We start from the raw sequence: 7111 nt of genomic DNA, 5'->3' as shown, positions 1-7111 counted from the left end.
TCGGGCCTGCGGCCGCGCCCGGGCGCAAGGGTCAGGACGGGTCGCCGTACTGGAGGCCGCGTCCGTTGGTGCCGACGTACACGCGGCCGAAGACGTCGGGGTCACCGGTGATGACGCCGGTGCCGCCGATGCCGCCCCACTGGTGCGCGTCGTCGTTCACGCGGAGCCAGGTGGCGCCCTGGTCGGTGGAGCGGAAGACGCCCGTGACGTCCTTGACGGTGCCGATCAGGTACAGGGCCTGGTAGGAGGCGCCCGGCGCGGCCTTGCCGAAGCCGAGGGCGGAGACGGACTTCACCGCGGCGAGCCGGGTGAAGGTGCGGCCACCGTCGGTGGAGTGCAGGAGCCCCTGGCCACCGCCGGCGATCCACAGGTCCCCCGCGACTCCGGGGACGGCCTTGAGCCGGCCGTCGGCGGGCAGGTTGGCGGCGCGGGCGGTGAAGGTGGCCCCGCCGTCGGTACTGGCGTACAGGGTGCCGCCACGCCAGGGAGTAGAACGTCCCGGCCGAGGAGCGGTCGGCGACGACGGGGGTGTCGGTGCCCAGCCCGTTGACCCTCGACCAGCTCGCTCCCTTGTCGGTCGCCCGGTACGGGGCCTGGCCCGCCTGGGTCCAGACGATGGCCGAGCAGTCGGCGGAGAGCGCCACCCGGCCGCTGTCGGCGCCGGCCACCGGTTCGGACGCGAAGCCGTTCCAGTTGCGGCCGCCGTCGGTGGAGTAGGCGCCGTCCTGCGCGCCGCCCCGGCCGACGCGGACCATCATCGAGGGGTTGGACTGTGCGAAGTCGATGGACGTGCTGTTGCTCATCATCGGGTTCTTCAGCCGCCCGGGGGGCACCTCGGTCAGGGAGTCGTGGCGGAATCCGCCCAGGTCGCCCATGGCCGTGATGACGTGGGCGCCGCCGGGCGGGGCGATCGCGTCCAGCAGGGCGGTCTCCTTCCAGCCCGCGGGGCGCCCACGCTCCAGTGGCTGGTGCCGCCGCCTGTCGGAGGCGTTGGCGTCCTTGCTGCGCAGGATGCCGCTGCCGGTGCCGTACAGCACGTGCCCGGAGTCGAAAGGGATCGATGGCAGGGCGGTCATCCAGTGCCCGGTGCCGGTGCCCCACGTACGGGGGCGGCGGGAGGAGTCCCGCACCGACTTTTCGGCCAGGGCCTTCCACGTCGTGCCGCCGTCGGTGGTCCGGTAGACCTCGTCCTCCCGGCCACCAGCGGTTGAGGGTGGTGACCATCACCGTGGAGGGCTTGCGCGGGTCGACGGCCAGTCCGGAGAACCCGTAGTTGCCCTGGGACGGGGAGATGTTCTTCCACGCCCCGGCCGTCGGCGTGTGCTTCCACACGGAGCCCCCCGTCACGCCGTTGGGGCCGAGGGCGTTGGTGTACGTCAGGTACAGGGAGCCGTCACCGGCGAGAACGCCGTGCTGCGGCATCTGTCCGGTGGGCTGACCGGGGACGGCCTGCCAGGTGCTGCCGCCGTCGGTGGAGCGGTAGAGGGATGTGGACCTGTCGGCGACGCCGACGTAGACCGTCTTGCTGCCGGCCGGGCCGTACGTCACGAAGGAGATGCCCGCGCCGCTGCCCGCCCCGTCCTTGACGGGGAACGACGAGACCTGGCTCCAGGTCGCGCCGTGGTCGCCGCTGCGCCACAGGCCGTTCTTGCGCGTGCCCAGCAGCAGGGTGCCGTTGTCCGAGGGGTCGACCGCCAGCCGTTCGCCCGCCCCCCGGCCGTCCTCGTTACCGCCCAGCTTGAAGGGCAGGTCGGTGCGCTGGAACGTACGGCCCCGGTCGGTGGAGCGCAGGATCGCGCCGTTGCCCGCCCAGTCGTTGGTGTAGGTGCCGGTGGCGAGGTAGAGCCGGTTGGCGTCGACCGGATCGGTGGCCAGCGCGTCGATGCCCAGCAGGTTCCAGTCCTTCTCGCCGAGCCAGTCGGTCAGCGGGATCCACTGCTCGGCCCCGGTGTCCCAGCGGTAGGCGCCGCCCATGTCGGTACGCGCGTACAGCAGGCCCTTCTCCCGGGGGTTGAACACGAGTCCGGTGACGTAACCTCCGCCCACGACCTGGGCGTTGCGCCACGTGTACGGTCCGGATCCCGGAGTCTTGGTCTCGGCGGTCCTCACCAGCTTCCACTGCTGGTTGGTGCTGCCGTGACCGTGGTACTGGATGACTGCCGCGCCGTCGGCCGTGGAGCCACCGGACACGTCCAGGACCTGGCCGCTCCTGCGGGAGGTGAGGACGACGGCGTCGGAGCCGCTCACCTCGTCCATCCGCCATTCCTGGGAGGTGGAAGAGCTGTCGGTCTGCTGCTCGGCGGCGGCCGCCCGGGCGGTCGAGTCGCCGGCTATGCCCAGTACTTTGCCGCTGTTGCGGTTCACCAGCTCGTAGTAGCCGTCTCCGGTGGCCCGCAGTCTCCACTGCTGGTTGGCGGTGTTCTGGTCGGTCCACTGCTGGATGCGGCTGCCGTCGGCGGTGGAGAAGGCGTTGACGTCCAGCACCTTGCCGCTGCGTACGGAGACCAGCCGGTAGTAGGCGTCGCCGTCGACCGTCGCGGCCTGCGAGTCGTCCTGCACGTAGAGGAGGTACGGCACGAGGACGGCGGGCACACCGAGCAGCAGTCCGGTCCCGGTCCAGCGACGGCGGTGGCGTCCGCGGCGCCCGGCGTTCGGGGGGTTCTTCACGGGGGTTGTTCTCCTTGCGCGTTTCTGTGGATCGGGGCGGGTCAGCGCTGCAGGGTGAGGAGACCCGGCCGGTACGGCAGCCGGTCGTAGGGGCCGCCTGCCCCGGGCGCCTTGCCCTGGTACAGGAACCGCAGGTTGCAGGGGTCGATGGTCATGGTCTGGTCGGGGTTGTCGCGGACCAGGTCACCGTGGCTGATGTCGTTGGTCCAGGTGGCACCGCTGTTCGCCCTGCCCGCGAAGGGGTTGTTCTCGGCGGCGGCCTGCGGGGTCCACGGACCGTTCAGGCTGGAGGACGTGAAGGAGCGGAAGTAGCGGGCCTCGTTCGCGCCCCTCGCCTCGACGATCATGAGGTACTGGTTCTGGCCCTGGACCTTGTAGACCTGCGGGGCCTCGAACAGCTTGTCGGGCGTGTCGCTCATGACCGTCGTGTACGAGGAGCCGAAGTTGCCCGGGAAGTTCCCGATCGGCATGCTCGCCCGGTAGATCTTGCCGTTGTCACCGGCGAAGAAGAGGTACATGTTCCGGTCGTCGGCGATCAGGGTCTGGTCGATCGGGCCGGTGGGGGAGTCGGTGCGGGGGATGCTGCCGGTGAACAGCGGCTGCGGCGCGGACCAGCCGTCGGGGTTGGCCGGGTCGCTCGACGTGCGGTAGACGAAGGGCCACGCCCCCCACTGGTACGCCAGCACCCAGATCTTCTTGGGCGCGAAGTAGAACAGCGTGGGAGCCACCGCGGCCTGGCTCATCCCGGTCTGGCGGGCCGACGCCATGTCGGACCAGTTCGTGAAGGGCCCGGACATCATGGAGCCGTACGAAGATCCCGAGAAGTTCGACCCGTAGACCAGGTGCTTGCCGTTGTGCGTCACGTGGGTGAAGTCCTTCAGGGAGGTCCACCCGTTCGCCGGCTGCGCCAGCGCACCCGTCGACGTCCACCGGTACGTGGAGGGGAGAGCACACGTGCCCGACGGCGCGGGCGTTGCCGGGGTCGGCGCCCCGGACGGGCCGGTCCACTTCTGGTTGCCGCCGGACCAGCAGGAGTGCAGCTGGATCCCGGTGCGGTTGGCGGTGGCCGCGCCGACGGCGTCGAGGCACAGCCCGGACTGGACCCCGGAGATCGTGCCGTCGGTGTTGACGTTCCACTGCTGGCCGGCGCCGCCGGTGCAGTCCTCGATGACCACCGCGGTGCCGTTGCCGGTGCCCTTGTCCTTCGCGGCCAGGCACTTGTTGCCGTAGACCATCAGCTGCTTGCCGGAGGTGAGGGTCCAGCGCTGGTTGGCCCGTCCGTGGCAGTCCCACAGCTGCGCCTGGGTTCCGTTGGCCGTGGTGGAGCCCTTGATGTCGATGCAGCGGCCGGAGGCGACGCCCTTGATCGTGCCGGTGCCGGTCCCGGGGGTGGTACCGGGGGCGGTCTTGAAGGCGTTCACGACGGCGGTGTGGGCGGCCTTGGGGTTGCCGTTGCCGTCGAACAGCAGGGGGTTCTCACCCTTGCGCCAGGAGTCGCTGTCGCGGATCCCCCAGACCGTGATGCCGGTACACCGAGCCACGGAGAGGCAGGCCTTCACGGCGTTGGTGTAGTGGGCCGGCGACGCCTGGGCGATGTCCAGCTCGGTGATCTGGACGTCGACGCCCAGTGCGGCGAAGTTGGCCAGGGTGGTCTGGAAGCTCGCCGGGGGGCCGCCGGCGCCGAAGTGGCTCTGGAACCCGACGCAGTCGATCGGCACGCCACGTGAGGTGAAGTCCCTGACCATGCTGTAGACGCCCTGGGTCTTGGCGTCCGACCAGTTCTCGATGTTGTAGTCGTTGTAGCAGAGCTTGGCGGAGGAGTCGGCCGCCCGGGCGGTGCGGAACGCTTCCTCGATGAAGCCGTTGCCCAGCACGTTCTGGAACACCGAGCCGCGGTGCTGGGTGGAGCCGTCGGCGAACGCCTCGTTGACCACGTCCCAGGAGTGGATCTTGCCCTTGTAGCGGGTCATCAACGTGGTGATGTGGTTGTTCATCACGCCGCGCAGCGTGTTCGCGTCACCGATGGAGCTGACCCAGGACGGGAGCTGCGAGTGCCAGACGGCGGTGTGGCCGCGCAGGCGCTGACCGTGCGCCGCGGCGTGGTTGACGACCTGATCGGCCGGGCCGAAGGTGAAGGTGCCGCGGGACGGTTCGGTGGCGTCCCACTTCATCTCGTTCTCCGGGGTGATCATGTTGAACTCCCGGTCCAAGATGGCCGCGTAACTCGGATCACCGAGCCGGCCGGCGGCCACGGCGGTGCCGAAGTACCTGCCCGAGGGCGCCGCCTGCGTGCCCAAGGGGGTCACGGCTCCGGCAGAGCTGGGGAGGAGCGTCAGGACACCGGCCACCAGCGCCGCGGCCGACAGTCCGACCGTCAGTGTCCGACGACGCCGACCGCGCCGGTGCAGGCCCTTCATGCTGCTCCTCGGTGGTCTCGCTCCTGCGTGCCGGGCGTGCGGCGTTCACGGGTATCTCGCGTCATGGGGCGCCTTCTTCCGGGGATGTACCGATGGGTGGTGGGGCACCCGTCACGCCGGCTCGCATGGTGAGCGGCGGAAAGAACCCCACGAAGTGGAGGCTTCCGAAAGCGGGACCGCGTAACGAAAAAGGCGCGCGGTTCCGGCGATCACCCCGTGATGCATCTCGCAGGAGAAAAGTGTTACGCCCGGCCCGCCGGTCCGGTCGTCCATGGGGAAGGGGAGGCCGTGCCGCTCGACGGTGCTGTTCGTAGGGGCACCGGCCGGCGGTCGGCCTGCTGCTCAGCGAGCGGTGCTCAGGACCGGGCCTCGCGGACGACGAAGGAGGCCTGGCCGGCGAAGGCCCGGGTGCCGTCGGAGCCGTCGAGCCAGATGCCGCCGTCGCGGTGGCGGATGACCGATTCCGGGTAGTTGTGGGAATGCAGGGTCACCGACCCCGCGACCACCCCGGGGCGCGGACAGAAGGTGGCGTCCTTGCGGAACAGTTCGCTGCCGTCGTCGGTGCTCAGCCGCAGCCGCAGGTAGTGGTGCCGAAGGTAACGGCCGTCGGCCGCACGGAAGGTGACGCACCGTGTGTCGGCCAGCCCCCGGACCACCGTGAACGTGACGCGCTGCCGAGCCGGCGCGCTGCCGGACGCGGAGACCGGGCCCAGCGTCGCGAAGTCACCGGAATACGTCACGTAGAGGTCGGGCTGGTCCACGGACTCCAGTGACTGTGCGCCCAGCGGAACGGTGCCTCCTGCGACGGCGGACGGACTCGCCGACGGGGGTCCGGCCGGCGTGGGCGTGCCCGAGGGGATCGGTGTGGGGGCGCCGGCCGTGGGACCGACCGCGGGAGCGGCGCTGACGTCGGGCACCCGGGGCGCCGGTTCCGGCCAGGTCGCGTAGGTGGCGGCTCCCGTGACGAGCACCGCGCCGACGGCGAGGCCGGCCAGCTGATGGGCGGTCAGTGCGTGGAGTTTGCCGGCCACCGCGCCGTGCAGACCGCCTCCCTTCACCGCCGCGCCGGCGGCCACGGGGACCATGGCCGTCCCGGCGGCACTCGCGGCCGCACCCGACAGCAGGCCCTTGGCGGTCAGCGTGGCGATGAGTCCGGCAGGGACGGCCAGGGGTGCGAGGCTGAGGAGCAGCAGCTCGGCAGGGACCCGGTTCGTCGCCGTCGCCGTGCACACCGGGCAGTCGCGGGTGTGCCGCGCGATCCGCTTCCGCCACACCGACGTCCGCAGACCGTCCCATCCGGCGACGGTCTCCTCCAGCTGCCGGCATCGCGGGTGGGCCGCCAGCGCGGAGACGATCGTCCGGCTCAGTTCCAGCTGCTCGCGCATGCGTTGCAGGCGCACGCCGGCGTGGGCGACGGTGAGGCCCGTCGCGGCGGCGATGTCCTCACGGCTCAGCAGTCCGGCGCGCTCCTGCCACCACAGGGAGAGGAGCACTCGGTGGTCCGGGTCGAGCCAGCGGCCGGCTTCGGCGATCTGACGGCGCTCGTCCGACACGTGGAGACGCAGGATCGTCGCGTCCTCGGGTTCGGGGCCGGCGTCCGGTAGGTGGAGTGCCTCGTCGATGACGGCTGTCCGGCCGGCGAAGACGCGCTGCCGCTGCCAATGGGTCTGTATCTGGCGGAGCGTGATCGACACCAGCCAGGAGCGGAAGCTGTCGGGAGCGCGCAGGGCAGGCAGATCGCGCACCACGCGCAACAGCGTCTCCTGGACGACGTCGTCGACGTCGGCATGTCCGCTCAGGGCTCGCCGGACGATGTTGTAGATCAACGGCAGGCAGGCGGCGATCAGCTCTTCGCGCGCCCGGTCGTCCCCGGCCTGCGCCGCGATGACCAGGTCCGCGTGGTCCGCGTCCATGAGCCCCATGCCCACCCTCCTCGTTACGGCGTCAGACCCTAACGCCCGCGACGGCGTGCGGCCAAAGCCCGTGCCCCGCCCCCGGGTACGTCGGGCCGCGAGATCGTCCGTCCC

Annotated in this window: 2 protein-coding genes and 1 pseudogene; all 3 read right to left on the bottom strand. The window is 71.1% G+C overall.

Annotated elements, in window-relative coordinates; genetic code table 11:
* Positions 1 to 31: 31 nt before the first annotated feature.
* Positions 32 to 2667 (bottom strand): annotated as a pseudogene (locus tag SSNG_RS02835) (RICIN domain-containing protein).
* Between the two features lie 41 nt (positions 2668 to 2708).
* Complete coding sequence (locus tag SSNG_RS02830; RefSeq protein ID WP_007262279.1) at positions 2709 to 5084, bottom strand: non-reducing end alpha-L-arabinofuranosidase family hydrolase; 2376 nt, start codon at positions 5082 to 5084, stop codon at positions 2709 to 2711.
* A gap of 356 nt (positions 5085 to 5440) precedes the next feature.
* On the bottom strand, positions 5441 to 7006 hold the full coding sequence (locus tag SSNG_RS02825) for a sigma-70 family RNA polymerase sigma factor (protein ID WP_042800442.1): 1566 nt from the start codon (positions 7004 to 7006) through the stop codon (positions 5441 to 5443).
* Positions 7007 to 7111 lie beyond the last annotated feature (105 nt).

Source organism: Streptomyces sp. C, assembly GCF_000158895.1.
Taxonomy (GTDB): Bacteria; Actinomycetota; Actinomycetes; order Streptomycetales; family Streptomycetaceae; genus Streptomyces; species Streptomyces racemochromogenes.
Note: the sequence above shows the minus strand (reverse complement) of the source record. Positions and strands in the feature narration are given on the sequence as shown.